This window comes from Actinacidiphila sp. bgisy167, from assembly GCF_965342175.1.
In the GTDB taxonomy this organism is placed as follows: Bacteria; Actinomycetota; Actinomycetes; order Streptomycetales; family Streptomycetaceae; genus Actinacidiphila.
In genome coordinates, this window is sequence record NZ_CBDRBL010000011.1 from 18449 (window position 1) to 41553 (window position 23105).

Annotated in this window: 10 protein-coding genes; 8 read left to right on the top strand and 2 right to left on the bottom strand. The window is 70.3% G+C overall.

All coding sequences use genetic code 11. The annotated features are described in order from the left end of the window. Window positions 1-222: 222 nt before the first annotated feature. Entirely contained in the window at window positions 223-8697 is an 8475-nt protein-coding gene (locus ACRWND_RS06635) for a hypothetical protein (protein WP_431946915.1), read from the bottom strand. 791 nt (window positions 8698-9488) lie between these two features. Here ACRWND_RS06635 and ACRWND_RS06640 point away from each other — a divergent pair. Both ACRWND_RS06640 and ACRWND_RS06645 read left to right on the top strand, forming a co-directional pair. Then, a complete protein-coding gene (locus ACRWND_RS06640) occupies window positions 9489-10091 on the top strand; it encodes a hypothetical protein (RefSeq protein WP_431946917.1) in 603 nt (200 codons plus the stop codon). Next, complete coding sequence (locus tag ACRWND_RS06645) at window positions 10084-10557, top strand: ATP-binding cassette domain-containing protein (protein ID WP_431946919.1); 474 nt, start codon at window positions 10084-10086, stop codon at window positions 10555-10557. The genes ACRWND_RS06640 and ACRWND_RS06645 overlap by 8 nt, the downstream gene beginning before the upstream one ends. 130 nt (window positions 10558-10687) lie before the next feature. On the opposite strand, the gene ACRWND_RS06650 is transcribed toward ACRWND_RS06645, so the two are convergent. Continuing rightward, window positions 10688-11278: a TetR/AcrR family transcriptional regulator gene (locus tag ACRWND_RS06650; RefSeq protein ID WP_431946921.1), complete on the bottom strand. Its 591-nt coding sequence runs from the start codon at window positions 11276-11278 to the stop codon at window positions 10688-10690. Between the two features lie 123 nt (window positions 11279-11401). Between ACRWND_RS06650 and ACRWND_RS06655 the strand changes: the two genes are divergently transcribed. From ACRWND_RS06655 to ACRWND_RS06680, 6 genes are all read left to right on the top strand, one after another. Continuing rightward, window positions 11402-12130, top strand: a complete 729-nt coding sequence (locus ACRWND_RS06655; RefSeq protein ID WP_431946923.1) for an SDR family oxidoreductase — start codon at window positions 11402-11404, stop codon at window positions 12128-12130. 307 nt (window positions 12131-12437) lie between these two features. Beyond that, on the top strand, window positions 12438-13886 hold the full coding sequence (locus tag ACRWND_RS06660) for an MFS transporter (RefSeq protein WP_431946925.1): 1449 nt from the start codon (window positions 12438-12440) through the stop codon (window positions 13884-13886). A gap of 420 nt (window positions 13887-14306) precedes the next feature. After that, complete coding sequence (locus ACRWND_RS06665) at window positions 14307-14789, top strand: transposase family protein (RefSeq protein WP_431946927.1); 483 nt, start codon at window positions 14307-14309, stop codon at window positions 14787-14789. Between the two features lie 767 nt (window positions 14790-15556). Then, window positions 15557-18949 carry a S8 family peptidase gene (locus ACRWND_RS06670; RefSeq protein WP_431946929.1) on the top strand — a complete coding sequence of 1131 codons (3393 nt, stop codon included), beginning with the start codon at window positions 15557-15559 and terminating at the stop codon, window positions 18947-18949. A gap of 548 nt (window positions 18950-19497) precedes the next feature. Continuing rightward, window positions 19498-19662 (top strand): hypothetical protein, encoded by a 165-nt coding sequence (locus tag ACRWND_RS06675; RefSeq protein ID WP_431946931.1) that lies wholly within the window; start codon window positions 19498-19500, stop codon window positions 19660-19662. Window positions 19663-20089: 427 nt separating this feature from the next. Beyond that, a complete protein-coding gene (locus ACRWND_RS06680; protein ID WP_431946933.1) occupies window positions 20090-23038 on the top strand; it encodes a S8 family serine peptidase in 2949 nt (982 codons plus the stop codon). Window positions 23039-23105 lie beyond the last annotated feature (67 nt).

Consider the following 23105-nt stretch of genomic DNA (forward strand, 5'->3'; position numbering starts at 1 on the left):
GTCTGCGGGACCAACGTACGACGATCGGCCTATTGGTGCTGGCTGCGCTGCGGCGCAACGGCGGACGAATGAGGTTTTCTCAGCGAAATGATCTACGCGAAACGGCGTGAGCCGCCGCATGTGCGAGCGATCGACGCACCACCGCAGACCCACCCTGAGCCGGATTCCGGCGACTGGTGCCGACGCATGCGGCCGTCACCAGTCGCCGGGGGCCGAGCCCCGTCAGGAGGACGGGCAGAAATTCACCTCCGGGCCGTCCCCTCCCAGTCGGACCCGGATGGTGGCCTGCAACGCGTTCGCCGCGTGGCTGATGGCCGCCGACACCGCGCCCACGTGCTGGACGTCGACGACGAGGGTCACGACCCCCGGCGTCCGGGAACCCCAATGTCCAGCGATGTGCTTCGCCAGGTCGCCGCCCAGGGTGGCCATCGCACCGGCATCGTCTGTGGCGGCACCCAGGGCCGCGAGGATGCGGTCCAGGTGCAGGACCAGCAGCTCGGAAGGCACCGCCGGCCCGGCCGCGTCCGCCTCCACGACGGGCGGTTCCTCGGAGACACGGCCCGCGCCGGTCGCCCGCACCAGCCCCTTCGCGGCGCCGCCGGGCTCCGGCACCCGGCCCCACGACCGCAGGGAGCTGTGCGCGAGGGACCGCTCTGCGGACCCCGCGGTGCGATCCTCGCGCAGTTGACTCAACCTATCCCCATGCGACGGGGTTTCCTCGGGCGCCTCCCGCGCGGCGCCGGTAGCCGCAGGCCCGCCCGCGACGTCGAGGGAAACCGGTCGCGGCGCGTCCAGGAAGGCCATGGCGGATCCCTGACCGGTGCGCGCCGGTTCCGCGGCTTCAGCCCGCGTCCCGACGAAGGGGCCGGGGGGCGCTTCGGCCGTGTGCCGGTCCTTCCGGGGGTGCGCTTCCGCCTCGGGCAAGGCGGCTTCTTGCGCGGTAAGCGGCACGTCCTCACGGCTCGCGGACACGGGCGCCCCGTCAGCCGGACCGGTGCGAACACCCGCCTCTGGTTCGGTTACCTCCTCGATCGGGCGGCCCTGCCCGAAGAGCGCCCCGCCGTCGGCGTCAAGGAAGCGGTTGTCCCACCACTGGTCGAAGACGACGTCCGCATACGAGGCTGATGCCTGGTGGGGCTTCACGGTCGCGACGTGGCCGGGTACGGGGTACTCCGCCAGCTTGAGGTTGAGGACCTGCACACGGGAGTCGGACAGGACAGTCCGCTTGAGCTCCTTCTTGAACGCCGCTACGTCATCGAGCAGGGCGTCCTGGGACACGACCTCGTCGGCCAGTTGCGTGATCTGCGTCCGCAAGGACTCTCGAAGCCCGTTGACCATGCTGTCATCGGTGTTCGCCATTCCGATGAAAGCCGTGTGACCCCCTTGCGGTCCGACCTTGCTCGTGGCGGCTGCGGTGCGGATGGAGACCGGTGGCGCGGTGGCCATGGACGAGGTGAGGTAGCGGGTGGTGTGCGGGTCGTGGGTGCCGGGTTCCTCCCGTAGATCCTCGGCCGGTCGCCGTGCCGGGTGGAGCAGCTCACGGTCCTGTGTGGAGGTGCCGGTTACGCGGGCTGTGCGCTCGGGGGGTGTGGTCGGCTCCTGTGCCGACGTGTCCGCCTGGGACGCCGGGTCCACAAACGGGACGGTGCTACCGGGCCACCGGGCGGGACCCGCGGCCAGCGAGGACAGAGGTACGCTGACCAGTCCCTCGCCGGCGGTCTGACGGAACTGGACGAGATCGTGTGCCAGTCCGGGCAGGTGTCCCTCGGCTTGCGTCTGCTGATTACCGTGCCGCGTCTGGTCATCGCGGGACGTGCCGATGTTCTTGTCCAGCTCGGCCAGCCGTTCGTTGTGCTTGTCGCGGGCCCGAGTCGCCGGTCCGTGGCGGCGCTCGGCCGCATCCAGCCGCTCCTGAGCCGAGTTGAGTTCGCCCGAAAGCCCGCGAGTCTCCTCCTTGCCGGCTTCGGCGCCGGTCAGCCCCTGCTCAGCGGCGTCGTCGTCGAGCTTCCGCTTGGCGGCGGCGAGCTTGTCGAACTCCTCCTTGGCGGCGTCGAACTCTTTCTGGGCGGCCGTGAACTCGTCGTCAATGGCGGTCTGCTGCTCCGCGAGCGACTTCCTCTCGCCGAGCAGCTTCTCTTCCGCAGCACGAGCTTCTCGCTGCTTGCCGGCACTCTCAGTGATCGTCCCGACCTCGGCCGCGAACTTCTCATAGGCACCGGCGACCCGGGCATCGGCGGTTATGAGCGACCCGGTGCGATCGAAAAGCCAGTACTGCCAACCGGCCTCGGTACGGAACACGAGCTCCACGTCGCGGTCGGCGGTGACGGCGGTCCGGGATGCCGCGTACAGGGCCCGTCCCAGCAGTTTCGCGCCGCCCTCGGCGCCGGGGGCGAGCCACAGCTGAACGCCCTGCCGGTCGGCCGGGTCGAGTCGCCGGGCCAGTGCCTCCGGCAGGTCGGCCAGCGGATGGGTGGCCCAGTTCCGCAGGTGCTGCTCGGGTTGGTCGGCGAGCATCGACCGCACGTCGTACACGTTCCGCGAGGTACGCTCGTCGGTGACGCCGAAACCGAGAACGTCCCGCTCCAGCAGCCGTGTCACCGCGCTGCCGGTGACGTGCCGTACGCCTTCCGGGCCGGCGACCGTGATGACCATGTCCACGGTTGCCTCGTAGGTGCGGTTGCCCGGCTCCTTACCCGTCAGCGGCAGGGGTCCTCCGACAGCGGGGCCGAGCTTGAACCACTCCCGGCGATGGCTCATGGTGCCCGAACTCAGACTCTGACTGATCGGCTGCTGCGCCAGCAAAGGCACCGTCGCGCCCACGGTGTGCGACATACCGGCGTCGTAGGCGGTCTGCACGTTCAGCGCGGCTGCATTGCCGGCCGTGGTGGTACTGCCGGCGGCTGTGGCGGGGATGTGCAGCCGGTCGAGGGTGACACCGCCCGCGTCGGTGATGCGCCGGGGGTTGTAGACGGCGATCTGCAACGTGGCGGGGGCTTCCTGCGGCTCCTCCCCGGGATAGGCACCCGGCATGGAGCTGGTCATGCTGACCGAACGGGGAAGGTCGAGGCTGATCTTCCCGGCCTGGATGAGTTCCCCGAAGCGTACGGCGACGGTCTCCGCGGAGGAGGAGGCGGACAGCTGCTGCCAGTCGCTGGACAGCCGTGGTGCGACCTCGTGCAGGGCCTGGACGAGCTCGGTGTGGAAGTTGACGTGGAACACCGGAGTGGGCCCGGTGGGTACGAGGCGCAGGCCGTCGGCGATGCGGTTCTCCCCCGGAGTGGCATGCGGCGTTTCGGCCGGATGGCGGGTCGAGACACCGGGCGCCAGGAGATCGATCTCTTGTGCGGGCTTGGCCGTTTCCTCGGCCGGGAACCTCAGGCCGAGGCGCACCGGTACCGTCGCGGTGCGCACCGGCCGGCCGTTCAGCATCCGCTGCGCCCAGGCGGACACGCTCGTCCCGTCGCTCGCGTAGGCGCGGATGCCCTCTTCGGGCACTCCGGTGATGACGTTGGGCGGCCACTCGGTGACGAGTTCGGAGCGCACCTCGCCGATGTAGTTGTACAGGACCACGAACTGTGCCGCGGTTTCGGTGCGAAACCAGAAGCGCTGCTCATCGGTCGCGGAGACCCTGGCGGTCTGGGAGCGCGTGGCGCTGAGGGAGAGGGCGGGAGCGGTCCGGTCCGTCCGGGTGTCCTCGGCGGGGCGCAGGTAGTTGGCGTTGGGGGTGACCGTGGTGTTGTGCTGGCGGGTGGTGGTGACGCTTCGCGTGGTGTTCGCCGGGGCATGCAGGTGCATCTGCTCCATGCCGCTGCCGAGGGCCCCCGCGTTATAGCCGCGCACGGTGCGCAGGCCGGCGGCGTCCTGGCTCGGCTTGGCACTCAGTGCGACTTCCACCAGGCGGGCACGGCCGTAGGCCACGTGGCGGAAATGGAACCGCAGAACGCCCGCGGGGCCGCGGCCGGCCAGCACGCGCAGGGCGCTCGGCGACGTGGCGTCGGCGATCCTGGCCATCACACCGGGCATATAGGACGCATGACCTGGCTGCGTGGCACCCGGCGCCTCCTGTTCCACCAGGTCGGTCAGGACCCGGCGCAGCCGGTCGCGCTGTTCGTACAGGCGACCGGTGACCGGGTCCGGGGCGTCGCTGAGCTGCGTGACCGACAGGACGCTCGCCGAGCCGAGCTCGCGCGTATGGACGAACCGTTCCGGCAGGGGGAGATCAGCGAGAGGCCGTTGGGGCGGGGTCAGGCCGTCGACGTTCCGGAACCACCGCTCGTAGTCCAGCAGTTGTGCCGCGCTCATCATGAACTGGACCCCGCGCGGCAGGTCGACGGCGACCGTGACCGGCGGCGCGCTTCCGAGGTTCACCGTGTTGCCGACCACGTTCCGGGTTCCCCGGCGGACGGTGAGGAGGATCGTCGCGTCGGCGCCCATGCGGTATTGGGTGCCGCTCTCGGTCGGCAGCCGCATCACGCCGGTGGTCGACGTGAGCGTGTCGCTCTGCTCCGTCCGTCGGGTCTGGCCGTACCGCGCGGAGGAACCGGGCAAAGCTGACGGCTTGCCCTGGCCGGCGGCGTGACCGGGAACGACTCGGGGAGCCGACTGCTGCGCGTTGAGCGCGATCGCGGTCTGGTGCCCGCTCGACTTGCTCAGGTGCTGCGACGCGGTGTCCATGGCACCGAGGTCCGTCTCGAAGTACTGGCCTCCGGTGCTGATGTGCTTCGGCTGGTGCAGATAGCCCTGGAGCTCGATCGAGATTTCCTCGTCGGAGGCCAGGCCCGGCAGGGTCAGTCCCTCCACGACGTAGGAGCCGCTGAAGATCTGGTGGGCGCGGGCGGTCAGGTTGGCCGTGCTCAGCACGGCGTGCAGAGCCTCGGCGGCGGACGTGGTCTGGTCGTGCGCCGCGGCTCCGACCAGTTTCCGCGAAAACCAGTTCGCAGCCGTGGCCAGGGGCTGCGGAGTCCATGCGGCAGCGGTCTGCCGCACTGCCCCGAGCGTTCCGTGCTGCGTACTCGCACCCGGCTGGGTACCCGTGATGATCTGGTGGAACGCGTCCCTCAGCGCGGCCGAGGCATGCATCGTGTCGACGATGGCGTCGTCGGGGAGCCTGGTCGCCCCCGGGACGGTGCTGCCCGCCTCGTCCGTCATGGCCAGGCGGCGCTCGTCGTTCCGGTCGGACGCACGGATCCTCGGGGCCGGAAGGGCGGCCTCGTCCGGTCGCGTCGGCTCGATCGTACGCCGACGCGGCACCAGGAGCGTGATGCTTCCGGGCACGGTGTGCGCTGCGGCGCCTTGTTCCGCGGCGTCCGTCCGGTCTCCAGCGACGGGCTCGGCGAACCGCACCGTGGGGTCGCTGCTCGTCGCTTCGTAGACGTCGAGCGCGAACCGCGCCGGGATCCGGAAGGACTCGACGCTCTGCTCCTGGTCGTCGTAACCCCCCACCGAGGAGTTTCGGTAGAACTGGTCCTGGCTGAGACCGGCGCCGACGGTGGACGTGTGTCCGGTCTGCCGGGAGTGGGTGTAGTCGAGGCTGGGGCCGAGCGTCCACGGCTTGCCGGCCGTCCCGACAGGGAGCTTCGGACCGCCGCCGACGCCGGCCTGCCAGCCGTAGCTGTAGCCGTGCTGCTGGGAGCCGCCGACGCTGAACGTCGACATGCCGATGAGGTGGATGTCGGGCAGGTGTCGCACATGCCGGGTGGGCTTGCTGACGTCCCGGGACGCCGACAGCCGGAGCTGCACCCGACGTGTCCCGCCGGCGGCGCCGGGCTGGTCGAAGTACAGCGTCTGCCCGCCGTCGACCATGTTGTCGACCGCGGAGCGCAGACCTGCCCAGGAACGCGCCTGCTCGAAACGGCGCAGGTTCGCCAGCTGGGCCTGCACCCGCGCCTCGCTGAAGGGCCACCACGCTGTCGGCGTGGCCGGCGGCAGAAAACCCTCCCGGCGCAGCCACTTCTCGGCCCGGTCGAACAGGACCTCCGTTCCCTCCACCTTGAAAGGAGCCGCGGACACTCCGACACTCTGGAGATGCTCCAACTCCGCCGGCAATTTCCGCAGGGTGGTGGCGGGGTCAGGCACCTCCCCGCGTGCGGACTTCGCGTTGAGAACGCGCAAGTGCATTCCGTTTTCCCAGGGCCCGAAGTCGTGTGTGACGAAGCCGCCACGGGCACGGATGAGGGTGACGGTGTGCCTCACCTGGGCCGGGACGAGTGACTGGTCCCGGTTGCTGCGCACGGAGTGCATCATGACGGCCGAGCCGCCCGAGGCGAGCGAGTCGCTGGTCTGCCACTTCCCGCCGAGTTTGCCAAGAGCGCCACCCGTGATCACCGGTTGGCGGGCAGAGGTCAGCGACGGGCCCGCGCTGCCGTCGAGACTCAGACCGCTGGACACCTTGGCCGAGCTGTCCACCCTCGTGATCTGCTGGAGGTGGCTTTCCAGGATGACCTTGCGCTTGGTACCGGAGACGGCCTTGCCGGGGACGACTTCGGTGGTCAGCTGGAACACCCCGATCGCCCGGCCGCTGCCGTCCAGCAGGGTCGGCGACAGCACGCCGCCTTGCCGCTGCATCTGGATCGTGCCCCGGAGAGCCGATTCGGAGAAGAACGCCTGCACATCCTTCGCCGAGGTCTCTGACATGCCCGCCAGCTCGGTCGCGAACTTCCGCCGCACCCCGAGCAGCAGTCTGGCGGGGTCCCTGACGTCTTCCACGCCCCATACCGGCAGGTCGTCAAGGTCTGCGGGCCTGGGCGGCTCCTCCGCGGAGTCGGTGTAAAGGTGTTCAGGGAACCAGATGGTGACCGGGCCGTGCTCCGCCTTGTCCCATGCCGTCGGCGCGTTGGAAGCGGAGCCGTCGGTGCGCACCTCCCAGACGGACTGGAAGTCGACAGGCCGGAACAGTTCACGTCCGCGCAGCACGCCGTACGACAGCACACCGTTGGTGACCACGGTCGACAGCGACAGCTCGTTGTGCGTGAGGCCGAGCGAAAGCCCGGCGTCGATCCCCTTGACCAGTGCTGCTGCGTGAACGGGGAACGAAGCGGACCAGGGCACCGACACCGTGCGGACCGTACCCGCGGACACGCCGTTGGCCGACTCCTGTATCCCGAGGGCGCGCCGTTCCACGCGCGCTGAGGGGTCCTCCTCCAGGTCGGTGGCCCCGTACCGCTGCGAGGCCGTCGGAGACGTCAGCGCCATCCGAACGTCCACACTGTGTTCCCGACCCGCCACCTGAACCATGACCCGGTGGCCGGTACTGCCCCGCAAATACGGCATGTGCACGCTGAGTTCTTCGGCGCTCAGCCGGTCGCGCAGCTGCGTCATCACCTGGTCGTGTTCAGCCGCCGACGCCTGGATACCCAGAGTCCTCATGACGTGCTGATGCAGTCCGTCGACCACAGGAGCCGGGATCGGCTCGATGTTCGTCATGCCGATGATGCCGTCGTGCCGGGAGCCGTAGTTCCGGATGTAGGCGGAGAGCTCCGCGGACCAGCTCCTGGGGGCCTGGCTGACGTCCCAGCGATCGTCCCGCTCGTCGACGTGCGGCAGGACTTCGTACGCCGCCTTGCCGGGGAACTCGGCGAGCGGCTTCAGGGGGTGACTGCGCACGACGGGACCGGAGTCGGCGACCTCTTCGAAAATCCTCAGGTCGTCCTCCGTCACGACCACGTCGGGCAGCTCGTCGGTACGCGCCATCACACCGCGGTCGTCGGCTCTCCCGGCCAGCCTGCGGAACAGCGAGTTGTCGTCCTGGGCCCGGTCCGGCAGACCCGCGTAGTGCATCACCTCGTGCAGCACGGTGGCGTCGTTCACGTTCCGGAGCCGCTGCGCTGCCTCCGCAGTGGCCGACGGAACGACGGCGTGCAGACGGAAGTGCAGTTGGTCGGAGGGGGCGGGGCCGGTGGTCCTGCTCAGCTCGATCGCCTCGGGGTGCTCCGGGGCGAGGGTGAACGACAGGTCGAAGTGGACCTGGTCACCCGAACCAGGCAACGTGAGACCGCGGTTGACATGGCGGTCCAGCAGCTCGCGCATCCGGTTCTGGAAATCATCCAGCTGTTCGGGGCCGAACCCCTGGCCGAGCCGTACCGGAAGGTTGAGGGAGAGACTGCGCACCCAGCGCCCGTCGTACGCCTGGATCCGACCGATCCACATCCGGATGAGAGTCATGCGGCCGTGCAACCTGCCCGGCGCCTGCTGGGACGGATCCCGTCCGGGATCGAACCTCTCGGTGCGCAGCAGCGCGGCAGGAGCGTCCTGCCGACGGGACCGCCACTGCTCGGGACGGATCGGCTCGCGCGACGGAACCGCCGGACGCGGCGCGACGGCCTCCTCGGAAACGGGTCCGGCCGGCTTGGCCGCAGGGGTGCGGTCGACCACCTCGGCGCGTGTCTCCGGCGCGGCGGCGCTCCCCGTCCCTTGCGGCCAGTCCTGTCGGGGGGCGGCCAGCAGCCGTTCGTCCAGCCTCTCCCGAGTCAGATCGGTGAGGCGGTGGGACGGAATCCGCACGAGTGCCCGTAGGGCCTGCTCTCGCGTCAGCCCTAGGGGCGGATGCGCCACCACGTCCCGGTACACCTCGATCACCGCGTGGGCATCTGCCGCGAAGCCATCGAATGCGGAGATGTCAAGGCTTCCCGTCCCTGCGAGGACTTCATGCAAAGACGCGGGCAGCCCGAAGCAGATCCGGTCGAGGGCGCGGGGACTCACCGATCGTTCCTTTCACGGTGGACGATGGGGCGGGATCGTCTCCCGAAAGACAGGGCTCGGTGGGCGATCCGTCCACCGCGACCAGCCCAGCCTGAAGCCCGTACGACTCTGTCTACGCGGGTCCTCCTCCGGGTTCCAGCCGAGGGAGCGCTTTTTAACGCTTTCCGAGCGCGGGGCATCGAACGGGGAAACCGAGGTGGAACGGCCCAAGGGTCGGGGTCACGCTCCTGCGCGATGATCGCGCTGGCACGTCCCCTCCCGCGGTGGCGGCGGCGCTTCGCCTGGAACGCCTCCCGGCCGGCTTCGCCACGGCACGCTGGGGGCGACGACATAACCTTCTCGCCGCTGCCGAGGCGTATGCAGTCGCCGGGCTGCACTGTCTTGGACGCGAAATGTGCACGCCCGCGAATGAGGTCGGCGAGCACGTCCCGCAGAGCCGGCACGACGGCGAGACCGCCCACGCCGAGGGCGGTGGTCAGGGGCGTGACCGAGATGCCCAGGGTCTGCTCACGAAGATCGCCGCGGAGGCGGCGACCGCGGAGCGGGACAGCGCCGGCGATGCGGGGGGGCAGTGGGTCGCAGCGGACTTTCGGTTGCGGGCCCGCTGCCGGCACCGGGCCGGCGAGGACACCGGGTTCGCCTCGTGCGGGGACGGAGGCGCGACGCCCGCGGCACGCCAACGCGCGTCCGGGCTCCCCTCGGCCACCGGGGGCCCAATGCCGGGCCGTGGTCCAGCCTCCTCCCGCACCGTCGGCACACGGCCCCCCTGCGCCCGACCCGCTTGACGGGATGTGCGGCACGACCGGTCCGGCGCGGCGCGCTTCGAGCCGGGACGGCGCCCAGGTCGGCGCGGTGCTGTCGGGGCGACCCGGCACGCGCGGGCGCACTCCGCCTCCGCGCTGCTGGGCCTGCCCCGTTCGGACCGCGACGAGCGCCTGCTGCGCCACCGCTCGCTGGCCGTCCTGCGGGAACTCGGCGCCGCGGACTGGGCCGGCCGACTGCCCGGGGAACCCCCTACGGGGTGGGCAAGCAGGTCGCGCTCGCCCGGGCGCTGGTCGGCGAGCCGCGGCTGCTGCTGCTCGACGAACCGGCGTCGGGGCTGTCCGAGGACGGCATTGCGCGACCTCGGCGAGGTCATCGCGGGCCTGCGCGAACGGATGGCGGTCGTCCTCGTCGAGCACCACATGGACCTCGTCATGCGGGTCTGCGACCGGGTCCTCGTCCTCGACATCGGCAAGGTCATCGCCCACGGCACCCCGGACGAGGTGCGCGACGGCCGGCTGGTCACCGAGGCGTACCTCGGCGACGAGGTCGGCGAGGGGATCGCGGCGGCGCCGTCCGGCAGCGCCGCACCGGCTTCGGATGGCCCCGGGAAGGAGTCCCCCCGTGCTTGAGGTACGCGAACTCATCGTCTCCTACGGCATGGTGCGGGCCCTGGACGCGGTGTCGATCAGCGTGGACCGGGGCGGAATCACCGCCGTGCTCGGCGCCAACGGCGCCGGCAAGACCACGCTCCTGCGCGTCGTCGGCGGACTCGTCCGGCCCCGCTCCGGCAGCGTCCTGCTCGACGGCGCCGACATCACCGGACTGCCCGCCGAGGAGGTCGTGCGGCTGGGGCTGGCCCATGTGCCCGAGGGCCGCGGGGTCATCACCGAGCTGACCGTCCATGACAACCTTCGCATGGCGTCCTGTGGTGCGAGGAGTTCTCGGTTCCCAGTGCCCGCGGATCGCGGCGGCCAGATCGGCCGGGCCGGCCTGGTGGGCGTCCAGGCTGGTCACGGCGTAGACGCTCTCGCGCTGGCCGGTGGGCGTGCGGCGGCGGTGGACGCGGATGGCCAGGCGGGCGTGGGGAGAACTTGAAGCCGCCCTGGCAGACCAGCGGTCGCTCCACGCCCGCAACCGAACAGCCCGCCCCCATCACCGAAGGCAAGCACTCACGAAGTCAGCCGGTGGATTCGGGCTCAGTGGACCGGTGACCGGACCGCCTGGCTCACGCGCCGATCAAGATGCCGCGGACCGCGGTCAGGAATTCCTCCGACAGCGGGTCTCCGGCCGTGGCCCGCGCCAGCGTGAGTGCTCCCACCATGGCCGCGACATCGAAGACCGCGCGGCGCCTGATGGCTTCGCCGTCACCGTCGGGCACGTCCATGGCCCGTTCGAACTCCACAAGGAAACGCTTCACGCCCTCGACGTACGACCGCCGCAACGCGCTGTCCGCGGCGGCCCGGGTGGCGTCGGTGGCGAAGGCGGTGCCGGCGCATCCGGTTCCGGGCGAGTCGCGGTGCTCGGCCGTCAGGTACTCGTCCAGCAGCCCGGCTCGCCGGCCGGAGACGTCCGTGGTCTCCTCAACGGCCTGGTTCAGCAGGGACAGCAGGCCGTCGAACGACTCCGCGACGGCGAGACCCGTCAGCTCCTCCTTCGACGCGAACTGCTTGTAGAAGCCGCCGTGGGTCAGTCCGGCCGCCGACATGACCTCCTGAACGCTGACCGCGGAGCTCCCGCGTTCACGGAACAGCCTGGCGGCCGCGGTCACCACCTCGTCGCGGTGCTTCGCCGCCTCGGCACGTGTCGCCTTGGCCATGTCCTCCTCCTTCGCCCGAAGCGGATGATCACCGCCTAATTTAAATGGTAACCCTCATCTAAGTTGACATCCCGCCGAACCTCTTAGATTATGGAAGACATCCAACTTTGAAAGGAAGCCCCCGTGAAACTCGAAGACTCCGTGGTCGTGGTGACAGGCGGAAACCGCGGCTTCGGCCAGCACCTCGTGTCGCAGCTCATCGAACGTGGCGCCAAGGTGTACGCTGCAGCCCGCAGGCCGGAAACGGTCCAGACGCCCGGAGCCATCCCGCTCCAGCTGGACATCACCGACCCCGAGTCGGTGGCGGCTGCGGCCAAGACGGCATCCGACGCCACCCTGCTGATCAACAACGCCGGAACCCACAGCCGCGCCCACCTGATGGACGGCGACTTCGAGAGCATCCGTCACGAGATGGAGGTCTCCTACTTCGGGACCCTCAACGTCACCCGCCACTTCGCCCCGGTCATCGAGGGCAACGGCGGCGGCGCGATCCTGAACGTCTGCTCCCAGCTCTCCTGGATCCACTGGCCGGACTACGGCGCCTACAACGGCGCGAAGGCCGCGGAATGGGCCATGACCAACGTGTTGCGGCAGGAGCTGGCCCCGCGCGGAATCCTGGTCTCGGGCCTCTACGTCGGATACATGGACACCGAGATGGTGTCCTACGCCCCGGCCGTCCTGAAGAACGACCCGGCCGCGATCGCTACGCTCACCCTCGACGCGCTCGCGGCCGACGAGCCGGAGATCGTCGCGGACGACATGACCAAGCTGATCAAGCAGAACCTGCCGGCGGCGCCCGGCGAGCTCAACGGCAAGGTCGTCGAGATCCTGACCGGGATCCTGAGCGCCTGAGCGCCTGAGCGCCTGAGCCCACAGTCCGTGGTGGCACGTTCGGGAGCGTGCCACCACGATCCTCGGCAGAATTACAGCGGCGTGCACCGCCCTCCTATCGTCATGCACCTGGCAATGAGTGCACTCGACGGCGGATGCCGCCATCACCGCGGCCCGCCCCTGGACGCAGCGACACGATGCCGCGCGATTGCCGCTTGACGGCCCTGTCGAGTCAACAGGAGTGCATGCCCACGGGCTCGGACCCGGCGGTGCACCGCCTGACGTGACCTCCAGCAGATTCACCATACGCATCTAGGTCGTTGAGCAAATGAACACGAACGAACGTTGGACCCCCCGCGTCTGGGGGACGCTGATTGTCCTCTGCGCCGCACTCTTCATGGACGGCCTCGACCTGTCGATGGTGGGAGTCACCCTTCCCTCCATCGGCCACGATCTGGGCATGTCGACCTCCGCGCTCCAGTGGGTGGTTAGTGGATACGTCCTCGGCTACGGCGGACTCCTGCTGCTGGGCGGCCGGGCCGCCGATCTCATGGGGCGCAGGGAAGTGTTCCTGGTGGCGCTGGGAGTATTCGCGGCCGCCTCACTCTTCGGTGGCCTCGTGGACAGCGGAGGTCTCGTTATCGCCTCCCGCTTCATCAAGGGCGCCAGCGCGGCGTTCACCGCTCCCGCCGCACTGTCCCTGATCGTTACCACCTTCCCCGAGGGCCCGCAGCGGAACAAGGCCCTCGGCATTTTCTCCGCGACCGCGGCGAGCGGATTCTCGCTCGGCCTCGTCATCAGCGGGCTGCTGACCGAAATCGGCTGGCGCTGGGCGTTCTTGCTGCCCTTCCCCATCGCCACCATCGCGTTGTTCGCGGGTATACGGCTCATCCCGCACCAGCCCGCCCCGCCGCGGGCCGAGCGCCGCTATGACAGCGCCGGGGCCATCGTGGGCACCGGCTCGCTCTCCCTGCTCGTCTACACCGTGACCCAGGCTGCCGACGCCGGCTGGGGCAGCGCGAGGACCATCGGGTCACTCGCCGGTGTCGTCGTCATGGCCGTGGCCTTCCTGATCATCGAGTCCCGCTCGGCCGCTCCGCTGGTCAGGCTCGGCATCTTCACGAACGGCAATGTCAGCAGAGCGAATATCGGGGCCCTGCTCTTCTTCGGCGCCTACACCGGCTTCCAGTTCGTGCTGACGCTCTATCTGCAGGACCTGCTGGGCTGGTCCGCCCTCACGGTGGCCATGGCACTGCTCCCTAGCTCACTGATGGTCATCCTGGGATCCACCCAGATGCCCCGGCTGTTCGCGCGGTTCGGCCCGGCCAAGATCATGGCCGGCGGATTCATCGCCTACGTGGCCGGCTACGCGCTGCTCCTGAGGATCGGGCTGCAGACCTCCTATGCGCCGGTCCTCCTGCCGTCCGTCGTACTCGTCGGGATCGGATTCGTCCTCTGCTTCTCGTCGAGCACGGTTGCCGGCACCATGAACGTCCGCGACGAGGAACAAGGCCTCGCCTCGGGCCTGGTCCAGACGTCCCTCCAGATCGGCGGCGCGATCGTGCTCGCCGTTGTCACCGCGGTCGTCACCTCGGGAAGCCACGGTGCGGCCGATGCACATGGTCAACTGGAGGGTTACCGCACCGGGATCGCGGTGGTCGTGGGCGTCGCCCTACTCGGATTCGTCATCAGCCTGTTCGGTGTGATCACGGAACAACGCAGCCGGATCGCACCCCACCCCGAGTCCGCGGACGCGGCCTCGCTCCCGGTCGGCTGATTTCCCGCTCGCGGGGCACGCATCCCCGACCGAGCGCATGCGCCGGGTGGCGCCGCCCTGGTCGACGCGGTTCTGTTCGCTTCGGCTTGCGGGAGTCACCACAGCGCACCGATGCTCCTGCTTCTGCTCGGTGCCCCCGATGTCGTCGTGGGCGATCACGGGCTGGGAACCGGGCGGCTCGGGCGTGCCAGACGGAGAATGTCGAAGGGCCCCACCGCGACCGGTGGGGCCCTTCGACAACGTGCCCGGTGAGGCACTGGCGGAGGATATCAGGGCGGCTTCAAGTTCCGCGCTCGCGGTAGTTGTTGCGTGAGGGGTAGACAGCAGTGCAGGCACGAGCTTGGTGATCATTGTGGTGTCTTACGCCCGATGATCATGAGGTGGCCCGTGCCTGCCGCTGTATCTTCTCCGATCCCTGCCGTGCCGGGGAAGCTGGGTCCGCTGAACGTCGGCCAGGTCGCCGACCTGCGTCCCTACTTCGACTCGATCCCCGACCCGCGCTCGCGGCGGGGCCGGCGGTACTCGCTGACGTCGATCCTGCTGGTGTGTGCCTGCGCGGTTGTCTCGGGTGCCAAGAGCATCGACGAGCTCGCCGAATGGGGTGCGAGGGCCTCGGGCAGGCTGCTGGCGGCCCTGGGTATCCGCCGTCATCTGCTCGGGTGGCGGCGCACCCCCTCGCCCGTGACGATCGGGCGCGTGCTGGGCGCCGTGGACGGTGATGCCCTGGACCGGGCGGTGGGCGCCTACCTGACCGACCGGCACCACGCCGCCACCGGCGCCGCGACCAAGGCCACGGGGCAGCCGACGGCGCCCGCACCCGGGCGGCTGCGCGTCCTCGCCCTCGACGGCAAAACACTCCCGATCCTGGGCATCACCACTGACACGGACACCTACGGAACTTGATCAAGCCCTGGGGGCCGCCGAGAAATAAGTCGTGTGGAGAAGCTCTTGACGGCGCAGCTCAGACTGGGTGTTCACCGAGGAGTTATTTTTCGGCAGCTCCCTGGCCGGATGCCCCTGCCGACGGCATCCCGGCGTCCTGAACACCCAGGGTGCGATGCCGGGTGCCGCCCCTGGTGTGGTGGCACTCGGCGCCGCGCGGCCGCGAGAGGGGACGGGCGGGCCCGATGGCGAGTAGCCCGCCATATCGAACTCTCCAAACTCCGCTTGCAGGATGGGCTGTTGGGGCCGATACCGGTCCCGACACCCCGCCGGGCGCCGAGCCACGGGGAACCGTAATGCATGGCATAACCGGCCCACGGTCGCGGGCAACTCCTCCCCCGTGCATTCGGCCGGCGCTTCCCCACATGATCACCCCCATCCGGACGAAAGGACCCTGCGGAGACATCGCCTTATGGCAGACGACGCCATCACCTCGCGGATGTCATGAGATCTTCCCCCTAGCACACCGGTCTCCGTCGCCGGCGTCCGACGGTGACAGCGCAGGCCGCACACGGTCTGTGCCTGTCTAGCCGGATAGCGAGCGAGTTGGGGTCGAAAGTGCGGAAATTCCGTTCACAATACAGCAGTCCACCGTCCTTACACCTTCCGTCAATTCGATTTCAACCCGTTGACTTCCTCTCGGGACCGGTGCTTCGCTGTGCGGCGCGCACCCCAAGCCCACCGTGATATCCACGCGCCGGCGCGGGGTGAACGAGTGAGAGGAAACCGTGAAATTCACGTCCAAGAGACCTGCCGTCGGCACGGTCTTGGGAATCAGCATGCTGCTGGTCGCCGCCACCCCGTCGGCGTCCCTTGCACTTTCCGGCCCCACCGCAACGGCGTCGTCACCCGCGCCGTTCCCCGCCTCGGCGTCGGTCCCGGCCTTCCCCGCGGACTCCACGTCCACGGGTGCCGCGGCCGCCACCGGCGGACAGCGGTGGATCCCGCTGGTCACCGGCGACCGGATAGCGGTGAACGCGAAGGGCGAGATCGTCGGCGCGCGTCCCGCCAAGGGCCGGGAGGGCATCCCCATCCGGGTGGAGTCCCGTGACGGCCACACCTACGCCCTGCCCGACGACGCCCGGGACCTGGTCCGCAGCGGCCGGGTGGACCGGCGTCTGTTCGACATCACCACGCTGAGCTCGCCGGCCTACGCCGACCGCCGCGACCTGCGGCTCATCGTGATGTACGACGCGGCCCGTCCGGCGGCCAGGACGGCCCTGCGCACCGCCGGCGGAGCCGAGGTCCGGCGCACGCTGCCGAGCGTCAACGCCGACGCCGTCGCCGCATCCGCCGACGGCACCGCGGAGCTGTGGTCCGCGGTCACCGAAGGTTCCGCCGACGCCGGGAAGCGCACCGTCGCACCTGGTATCGCCTCGGTGTGGCTGGACAGCGTCGTCCAGGCGAGCCTGGACCGGAGCGTCCCCCAGATCGGCGCTCCCGAGGCGTGGGCCGCGGGCTTCGACGGCACCCGTACGCGCATCGCCGTCCTCGACTCGGGCGTCGACACCACCCACCCGGATCTGGCCGGGCAGGTCGTCGCCGAGAAGAACTTCTCCGACGCGCCGGACACGGGGGACCACTACGGTCACGGCACGCACGTCGCGTCGATCACGGCCGGCACCGGCGCCAAGTCCGGCGGCGTCTACAAGGGGGTGGCGCCAGGAGCCCGCCTGCTCAACGGCAAGGTCCTCGGCGACAGCGGCAGCGGCAGCATGTCGCAGATCATCGCGGGCATGGAGTGGGCCGTCGCCGAGAAGGCGGACGTCGTCAACCTCAGCCTCGGCGGCTACGACTCGCCGGAGGTCGATCCGGCCGAGGCGGCCGTCAACAGGCTGTCGGCCGAGAGCGGGGCGCTGTTCGTCATCGCGGCGGGCAACAACGGCGAGCAGGGAGCCGGAACGGTGGGCTCGCCGGGCAGCGCCGACGCCGCCCTCACCGTCGGCGCGGTCGACAAGCAGGACAAGCTGGCCCCGTTCTCCAGCACCGGCCCTCGCGCCGGTGACGGCGGCATCAAGCCGGACCTGACCGCGCCCGGTGTGGCCATCGGGGCCGCAGCCGCGCACGACAGCTACCTGGCCAGTGTCGCCCCCTCCGTCGCTGACGGCTACATCGCCCTCAACGGCACCTCCATGGCCACCCCGCACGTCGCCGGCGCCGCCGCGATCCTCGCCCAGCAGCACCCCGACTGGACCGGCGACGACATCAAGGACGCGCTGGTCTCCTCGACGACGCCCGGCGGATACACCGCCTTCGAGCAAGGCTCGGGCCGGGTCGACCTGCGCAAGGCGATCAAGCAGACCGTCGTCGCCCGCGAAACCTCCCTCAACTACGGTGTCGCGCAGTGGCCGCACACCGACGACCAGCCGGTCACCAAGGACCTCACCTACCGCAACTCCGGCGACGCCCCGGTCACCCTGAAGCTGACCGTGGACGCCACCGGACCGGACGGAAACCCCGCCCCCGGCGGGATGTTCACCGCTGACGAGCAGGTCACCGTCCCGGCGCACGGCGAGGCGACCGTCAAGGTCACCGCCGACACCCGCCTCGGCGGCGACACCACCGGCGCCTTCACCGGACGGGTCACGGCCACCGGCGACGGGCAGACGGTGGGCACCGCACTGGCCGTGGAGCGCGAGTCCGAGAAGTACACCGTCACGGTCAAGGCCCTCGACCGCATGGGCAAGCCGGCGCCGGCTCCCGCCTGGGACGCCCAGCTGCAGAGTCTGACGGGACCCTCCAGGGGCTCCAACATCGCGCTGGCCGGCGACACGCACTCGGTGCGCGTCCCCAAGGGCCGGTACTTCCTCAACAGCATGGTCCGGGTCGATCCGGAGGGCTCCTACGACAAGGGCGGTGACTGGTTCAACCAGCCCAACCTCGTCGTCGACAAGGACACCACGGTGACGGTGGACGCGCGCACCGCCAAGGCGCTCGACATCACCGTCCCCGACCGCTCCGCCCAGCCCGTCCTCGGCTACTTCAGCGCGGGCATCGAGATGCCCGACGGATTCGGCACCCGTTACGGGGTCTTCACCAACTCCCTCGCGCAGTACCGCACCGGCCACCTCGGCCCCAAGGCCGCCGCGGGCGACCTGCTGACCCAGCAGCTCATGACCACCTTCTCCACCGGCACGGGCGGGCACGACGAGTACCACCTGGTGTACCAGCCGACCGGCGACCGCTACCTCACCGGCTTCACCCACCACGCCAAGGCCCGGGAGTTCGCCGAGGTGACGACGAAGCTCGGAGCGCCCGCAAAGGGCAAGTTCGGGTTCGTCACACCGGTCACCGAGGGCGGCGCCGGCCTCGGCACCGTGCACGCCCTGCCCTACACCGGCACCCTGCACCTGTTCTCGGGGAACCCCTCGTGGCAGCTGGGCTTCATGCAGACCGACGCGAACGACTCCTACGAGTCCTCTTACGACGCGCTGCCGCGGACGTTCAAGCCCGGGCGCTCCTACGAGCACGTCTTCAACGTCGGTGTCTTCGGGCCGGATCTACCGGAGGACGCCGGACTCGTCGGATTCATCCGGGCCGACGAGGCGATCGACGGTCGGCTGCCGCTCTTCTCGGACAGCGAGGGGAACACCAGCGACAACAACGCACCGGTCGAGAGCGCGCGGACGTCCCTCTACCGCAACGGTGAGCTGGTCAGCACCAGCATCTACCCGATGGACGTCTTCTACATCGCGGAGAACGAGCGGGCCGACTACCGGGTCACCGTCTCGGTCAACCGCGGCGCGGTAGCCGACGTGTCCACGAGCATGACCGCGAGCTGGACGTTCTCCTCCGAGTTCGCCCCGGGGATCACCAAGCTCCCGACCTCCGTCGTGCGCTTCACCCCCGTACTGTCCCTCGACAGCACGGGCAAGGCCGGCGCGAAGGTCTGGGTGCCGGTCACCGTCCGCGGCACCGCCGCGGGCGGGAACCTCAAGTCCCTGAGCGTGTGGGCCTCCTACGACCAGGGAGCCCACTGGCAGAAGCTGAGCGTGCGCGACGGCCGGGTCCGGGTCACCAACCCGAAGGCCGGCGGCAGTGTCTCGTTCAAGGCGCAGGCCGTGGACAAGCAGGGCAACACCGTCGACGAGACCATCGTCGACGCCTACCGGACGAAGTAGCCGCGCCGGGCCGGGACCGCGGCGGGGTACCACCCGCCGTGGTTCCGGCCCGCGTACGTCCGGGCTTCCCGCGTTCGCGACGGCGCCCCGGGGCCGTGCTCAAGGCACGGCGATCACCGGGCACCGGGCGCGGCGCGCCAGGCGGTCCGCGACCGGGCGCAAGAGTGTGGTGCCGTCTCCCCTCCCGCGCCCCACGATGACGGCGTTCGCCCGGCAACTGCGACCGGCTTCCCCAGCTCTTTCGCGACGGCGCCCCTGCGGTGGACGAGCGTCCAGGGCAGGCCCGACAGGTAGTCCTCACGAGCGAGCCGCCGCAGGAGCGCCTGCACGGTGCCCGTCGCCGGACTCGTGCCGTCCATGTGGCTGCTGCACCGCGGGGCCGCCGGGGCCCCCTCCGTGCTCTTCGCGGTACACGTGCGCGCCGGGGCGGCGGTTCCCGCCGCGACCTTCGGCCCCCCCGGTTCTCCTGGCGGGCGCCGTCGCGGCGCTCCTGGTCGCCGCGACCTGCGTCCCGCGCAGCGGCACGGCCGCACGCACGCCCGGGTCCGGTGGCGGCCTCAGCCTCGTCGTTCCTCCTCTTCCTGACCGAGGGCGGCGCCGGCCTCCTCGCGGCGGCCGGCACCGAGGGCGCGGTCCCGGAAATCGACATCCGGCTCGTCAACGTGGAGTTGGTAGGCGCGGCGTGCCCTGCTGAAACACTCGGCCAGCCGTGAACGTGCCCACGGTGTCGGCATCCCGACACCTGTCTGCAAGACGCCAGACAGGCGGGTGCCCACGTCGCTCAGGTCGTCGGCACCGTGCCACCTCCCGGGAACCCCGCTTTCCGCACTCGGGAGCACGGACCGAACCGCGGTCACGCGTAGGCAGGTCTGCGCTCGTCACAGCTCCGAGATGCGCAATTCCCCCTCGCACTAAGGCGATCGACCGGACATCGTTCCCGTCGCGCTGCACTTACCGCGCAGCGGCGGCGAGATACCCCGCAGGCAGCCGCGGCGACGCCGGGGGCGACGGATCGTCATCCGGATGTGATCTCCACGTGATCGATCAGGGATTGGGTGTGATCGACATACGCACCGTTCACTACATGGGAGGAGACTCGTGGTCACGAGCGCGAGCCTTCGACAACGACGCCGAATAGTCGTGGCGTCGGCAATCACCGTCCTCGCCACACTCTTGAGCGGCCTGGGGAACACCGGGCCGGCCGCGGCACAGACCGGCACTCCGCTGCCGGACCTGCAGCCGGGCCGGTCCGACCACACCCCGGCATCGCTCACCGGCGGTGGCGCCCTGCACACCGACGCGCAGCCCGACACCATCAAGGGCCAATACGTCGTGCGGCTGCGGGAAGCGCCCGTCACTTCGTACACGGGCGGCGTCGAGGGACTCGCGGCGACGAGGCCGGCGGCCGGGCAGGAGCTCCAACCTCATTCGGCCGCGGCCGAGAAGTACCGCCGGCACCTCGGCGAAGCGCAGCGTGACGTACTCGGCGACTTCGGTGTGCGGGCCCAGCAGACGTACACCACCGCCTTCAACGGCTTCGCCGCCAAACTGACCGGAACGCAGGTCGGCGAGCTGGCCAAGGACCCGCGCGTCGAGGCGGTCACCCCGGCCCGACTCGTGAAGGCCGACACGGCGACGGCCCTGACCGCGCAAGCGGCGCAGCACACCGCACAGGCGCCGGCGCGGACGGCGTCCGGGACGGCGGCGCAGACCAAGCCGGTCCACGGCTCCGATGTGGTCGTCGGCGTGATCGACACCGGGATCTGGCCGGAGAGCGCCTCCTTCGCCGCCACCATGGCGCCGCCCGCGGGCTGGCACGGCACCTGCCAGAGCAGTGGGGACTTCCCGGCCTCCGCCTGCAACGGCAAGATCGTCGGGGCGCGGTACTTCGCCGACGGGTACCTCAGCGCCCACGGCTCGCTGCCCGAGGGCGAGAACCTCTCGCCCCGGGACATGATCGGGCACGGCACCCACACCGCCTCCACCGCGGCGGGTCTTCCCGTCAAGCACGCGATGGTCCTCGGGCACGACTACGGCGCGATCTCCGGGGTGGCGCCCGACGCGCGGATCGCCGTGTACAAGGCGCTGTGGGGCGGCATGGGCACGGACGCCGACATCATCGCGGCGATCGACGCGGCGGTGGCCGACGGCGTCCAGGTGATCAACTACTCGATCGGCTACGAGATGGGGGACGCCCAGCCGAACAGCCCGATCGGGAACGCCTTCCTCAACGCGTACCTCGCCGGCGTCTTCGTCGCCGCATCCGCCGGCAACGACGGCATGTCCGGAATGATCAGCAACGCCGAACCCTGGGTCACCACGGTCGGTGCGGCGGTGTTGCGGTCCCACGAGGCGACCGTACGACTCGGCGACGGCACGCGCATCATCGGCACCTCCATGGACGAGCTGCCGTCCCGTCGCAGCACGCCGATCGTCTTCGCCGACCAGGCCGGATCGCTCGTCGACGGGGCGCGCTACTGCTCGGCCGGAAGCCTCGACCCCGCCAAGGTCAAGGGCAAGATCGTGGCCTGCGACTTCCTTGACGCCGAAGAGGCGGTGGCGACGGTCAAGGCCGCCGGCGGTGTCAGCGTGGTGCTGTTCCAGTCGACCGGCAACGCACGCCTCAACGTGATCTACGACTTCCCGACCGTCTACCTGTGGAGCGCCGAACAGGCGGGAAGGCTCTTCAACTACCTGTGGGCGCACCGTACCGACGGGACCGCGTCGCTGACCGAGGGCGGGGACGGCAGCAGCGTCGTGGGACTGCCGAGCGTCGCGAGCCTGTCGTCCTACGGCCCCGACCAGGTGCACACCGGACTCCAGAAGCCCGACCTCGTCGCGGACGGCATCGACGTGGTCGCGGCGGTGTCGCCGATGACCGGCGGGCGTCTCTTCGACGCCTACTCCGGCACCTCGATGGCGGCCCCGCACGTGGCCGGCATGGCCGCACTGCTGCGCACCAGGCACCCGAACTGGTCGCCCGGCGCGACCGCCTCGGCACTGCGCACCACCGCCACCGACACCCGGGGCACGACCAGCCCCCTGCGCCAGGGCTCGGGCCTGCCGCAGACCTCGTCCGCAGACGACCCCGGCCTGGTCATCGAGCCCTCGGCCGCCGAACTGACCGCTTTCGCGGCCGCGGCGACGCCCGACGGCAAAGAGATCAACCTGCCGTCGATCGCGCTGCGCGAGTACGACGGGACAAAGCCGGTACGGCTCACGCGCCGGCTGACCAACGTCGGCACGCGGACCGAGACGTACACGGCGCGCGTCGACGGGCTCGCCGGGATGAAGGTGACGGTCAGCCCCCGGGCGGTCTCGGTGAAGCCCGGAGCGACCGCCACGGTGACCATCACCCTGGAGCGCGGCACCGCGACCTGGGACCGCTACACCACCGGGTCGCTGACCTTCGTCAGCCCCCAGCACCGGGTGCGCCTGACGGTCGCCGGCCGGCCGTGGGGACTCACGCCGCGGCCGTACGACGACACGGGCATCGAGTTCGGCCGCATCGGCGGGCAGGGCCAGGCGAACATGGAACCCGGCTTCACCGGCCCGCTGGCCGGCCGCACCACCGGGTACGTCCCCGTAACCTGGACGGACAAGAAGCTCACGACGTCCGTCACCGGCGGCGTCTTCTCCCCGGGCGGGGTGGGCACCCAGGGCACGAAGATCGTCGTGCCGCGCGGCTCGGCCGGGCTGGTCGTGCAGACGGCCTCGGACGACCCGGACACCAACCTCGACCTCTACCTCTACAAGGACGGCGAACTCGTCGACCGGAGCTGGGCGTCCTGGCACAGCAACGAACGCAGCGCGCGGTTCTTCCCCGAACCCGGCGTCTACACCGCCTACGTGCACGCCCGGACGACGACCTCGCCCGAGGTTCCCTACCGGCTCGGGGTGACCGTCATCCCTGAGAAGGCCGACGGGCGCAACGCCACCTTGACCGCACCGTCCCAGGTGAAGCGGGACGAAAGCTACCAGGTGACGCTGAACCCCGTGGGCCCGCAGCCCGACGTCGAGCAGTGGGCGTACACCGAGTTCCGCACCGGCAAAACCGTCGTGCCCGGCCTGCTGATCAGCTCCCGCTGACCGCGGACCGCGGACCGATGCGCTGACCGGCGCACGCCGACCGCTGGGGCCGGCCTTCCCGAGGGAG